This window comes from Mesorhizobium sp. M1E.F.Ca.ET.063.01.1.1 (genome assembly GCF_003998155.1).
In the GTDB taxonomy this organism is placed as follows: domain Bacteria; phylum Pseudomonadota; class Alphaproteobacteria; order Rhizobiales; family Rhizobiaceae; genus Mesorhizobium.
This window is the reverse complement of sequence record NZ_RZSC01000691.1, coordinates 1-3,089: the sequence shown is the minus strand read 5'-3', so window position 1 is coordinate 3,089 and position 3,089 is coordinate 1. Positions and strand designations below refer to the sequence as shown.

Sequence of the window (3,089 nt, the reverse complement as noted above, 5' to 3'; positions counted from 1 at the left end):
AGTCGATCCGCAGCATCACCCTGCAGGCGCGCGTGCCGGGCTACCTGCAGGAGCAGACAGCGGCGGACGGCAGCGACGTCAAGCAGGGCGACCTGCTCTACAGGATCGCGCCGGAAGACTATCAGGCAGCCCTCGACCAGGCCAAGGCGCAGGTCGAGCGCGATACCGCGACGCTCGACTATGCGCGCTCGAACCTCGGCCGCGGCAGCGAGCTCGCCAAGAGCGGCTATCTTGCCAAGGATAGTTTCGACCAGCGCACCAGCACCTTGCGCGGGGCCGAAGCGGCATTGCTTCTCGACAAGGCGGCAGTGCGAACGGCTGAGCTCAATCTCGGCTATGCGGAAATCAAAGCCCCCTTCCCGGGCCGCATCGGCCGCAACCAGGCCTCGGTCGGCACGCTGGTGAGCGTCGCCGGCACCGTGCTCAACACGCTGGTGCAGCTCGACCCGATCTACGTCACCTTCAATCCGAGTGAGACCGACCTCGTTGAGATCGAGCAAGCCAAGGCGGCCGGTCCGATCGCGGTCGACGTGCTCTTGCCCGGCGAGACCGAGCCAAGCCAGAAGGGTGAGCTCACCTTCATCGACAACACGATCGACCATTCGACCGGCACGATCACGGCCCGCGCAACGATCGGCAACGCCAAGTTCAGGCTGCTGCCAGGCCAATATGTCCGCGTGCGGCTGCATGTGAAGGAACAGCCCAACACGCTGATGGTGCCGCAGGTGGCGCTGGGCTCCAGCCAGCTCGGCAAATACCTCTATGTCCTCGGCAAGGGCAATACCGTCGACCAGAAACTGGTCTCGCTCGGGCCGACCGACGGCGACCTGATCTCCGTGACCTCCGGCATCTCCGAGAGCGACCAGGTGATCACGGGCAATCTGCAGAAGATCGGACCCGGAATGCCGGTTTCTCCCTTGCCGCAACCGAAACCGGCCAGCTGATAACCCCCATCAGTCCCGGTCCGACGGCGCCCTCGACTCCCACGTCGAGGGCGCCGTTTTGCTAAGAAGCTCCACCAAGTCCGCAATGTCCGCGCGCTCGGCCTTGGCCGGCAGCATGAAGGCGCAATAGGGCTGGCCGAGGCGCACTGAAACCGGCGAGAGCGCGATCAGCCGTCCAGCTTGCAGGTCGGCGCTGGCCATCACCCTTTGTCCCAGGGCGATTCCCAGTCCCAGCTTCGCCGCGCCGATCGCCAGGCTGGAGAGGCCGACGCGGCGACCGTGCGAAGGATCGGGCGCGCGGTTGCCGCCCGCTGCCGCGAACCAGTCTGCCCAGGTGGGATGCGAGGCGTAGTTCGGGCCCCAGTTGGTGTGGATGAACTGGCTCTCATGCGCGTTCGACAGATCGAGGGCCTCGTTGCCGTGGCGCCGCCAGAACTCCGGCGACGCGACCGGCAGCACGTCGTCATGGACGAGGCGGACCATTTTCAGCGCCGGATAGTGGTAGTCGCCGTAGCTGATGCGCAGGTCGATGTTCTGGCGCACGACGTCGACGGGATCGTCCTCGACGCGGACATCGATCGCCATCTGCGGGAAGCCGTCGAGCAGCACGGCCAGGCGCGGCGCCAGCCACAGTTCGGCCAGCGAGAACGGCACGCTGACGACGAGGCGCGTCCGCAAGCCGCCTTCCAGCATGCGCCGGCCGACAGCGGCTATCTCGCCCAGCGCCCGCGCCGTCTGCGGATAGATGGCATGGCCGGCATCGGTGAGCGTGATGCGGTTGCCGTTGCGCACGAACAATTGCTTGCCGAACCAGTCTTCGAGATTGCGAATCTGCTGGCTGACCGCGGCCGACGAGACACCGAGCTCGGTGGCGGCAAGCGTGAAGCTGCCGGCGCGGGCGGCGACCTCGAACGCCCTGACCGCGTTGAGTGGCGGAAGCTTTTCCATATAGGCCTTCACCAAGTTTTTCTTGCGGAAGCCTAACAATTTTCCGCGTTGAGAGAAAGATTTCCTTGCTGTCTAGTGACCTCAGATTTTTGGAGGACACAATGATCGAAGACATTCTCGACCTCGACCGCTACCCGCTCGACCGCGAGGGCAGCCCAGAATGGCAGCGCCTTGTGGAGGAATCGACCGCGGCGCTCAACGCCAACGGCATGTTCAACCTGGAAGGCTTCCTGCGCCCGGGCGTTGCCGAGAGGGCCGTCGCGGAAATCCGGCCGGTGATGGATACGCGCTCGCACACGCACAAGCGCATGCACAACATCTACTTCAAGCCCTCGATCCCGGAGCTTTCGCCCGACCATCCGGCGCTGCGCAAGGTCGAGACGATCAGCCACACGGTCTGCGCCGACCAGATTCCCGGCAGCATTGTCCTCGCCATCTACGAATACGAGCCCCTGGTGCGTTTCCTGGCGGTGACGATGGACAAGCCGCAATTGCATGTCATGCAGGATCCGCTCGCCCGCGCCAATGTCATGGCCTATCGGGCCGGCGAGGCGTTGAACTGGCACTTCGACCGCTCGGAATTCACCACGACGCTGCTGCTCCAGGCTCCGGAGCGCGGCGGCGACCTCGAATACCGCACCGACCTGCGTTCGGACGACGATCCGAACTACGACGGCGTCGCCAGGCTGCTCGAAGGGCGCGATCCGGAAGCGAAGATCCTGCGCATGAAGGCCGGTACGCTGAATGTCTTCCGCGGCAAGAACACCGCGCATCGCGTCACCACGGTCGAAGGCGAGCGGGAGCGCATGATCGCGGTGTTTTCCTACTACGAGCGCCCCGGCGTCATGTTCACCGAGGAGGAGCGCATCGGCTTCTACGGCCGCGCGGCTTGAGCATCGATGAAAATCCTGAATTCGCAAATTGCCCCTTGTTAGATTGTCGACAATCTGATTGTCTTGCAGCCGGTTCATCCGGAGTGGGACGCATGGCGAAACTGGATTTCAGTCCGATCGCGGATACGACGCGCAGGGCGGAGATCGTCGCCCTGCTCAGGCGCGCCATCCTGACCGGCCAGTTGGAGCCTGGGCAAAAGCTCAACGAGCTCAGGATTTCCGAGCAGATGCGGGTGAGCCGCGCGCCGCTGCGCGAGGCGATGCGCGAGCTGGTGCAGGAAGGCATCCTGACCAGCATCCCCTA

At 64.5% G+C, this 3,089-nt stretch carries 4 protein-coding genes; 3 read left to right on the top strand and 1 reads right to left on the bottom strand.

Annotated elements, in window-relative coordinates:
• Positions 1-944 (top strand): efflux RND transporter periplasmic adaptor subunit (locus EOA29_RS30675; RefSeq protein ID WP_127222053.1); only part of this gene is annotated, 944 nt, incomplete at its 5' end.
• Between the two features lie 9 nt (positions 945-953).
• On the opposite strand, the gene EOA29_RS30670 is transcribed toward EOA29_RS30675, so the two are convergent.
• Complete coding sequence (locus EOA29_RS30670) at positions 954-1,892, bottom strand: LysR substrate-binding domain-containing protein (RefSeq protein ID WP_126095346.1); 939 nt, start codon at positions 1,890-1,892, stop codon at positions 954-956.
• Positions 1,893-1,993: 101 nt separating this feature from the next.
• Here EOA29_RS30670 and EOA29_RS30665 point away from each other — a divergent pair, with 101 nt between their 5' ends.
• Both EOA29_RS30665 and EOA29_RS30660 read left to right on the top strand, forming a co-directional pair.
• The gene (locus tag EOA29_RS30665) at positions 1,994-2,785 is read left to right on the top strand and encodes a 2OG-Fe(II) oxygenase (protein ID WP_245464766.1); all 792 of its coding nucleotides are present in this window, start codon (positions 1,994-1,996) and stop codon (positions 2,783-2,785) included.
• Positions 2,786-2,877: 92 nt separating this feature from the next.
• Positions 2,878-3,089, top strand: a 212-nt coding sequence (locus tag EOA29_RS30660) for a GntR family transcriptional regulator (protein WP_127222052.1), incomplete at its 3' end; no start/stop codon positions are given.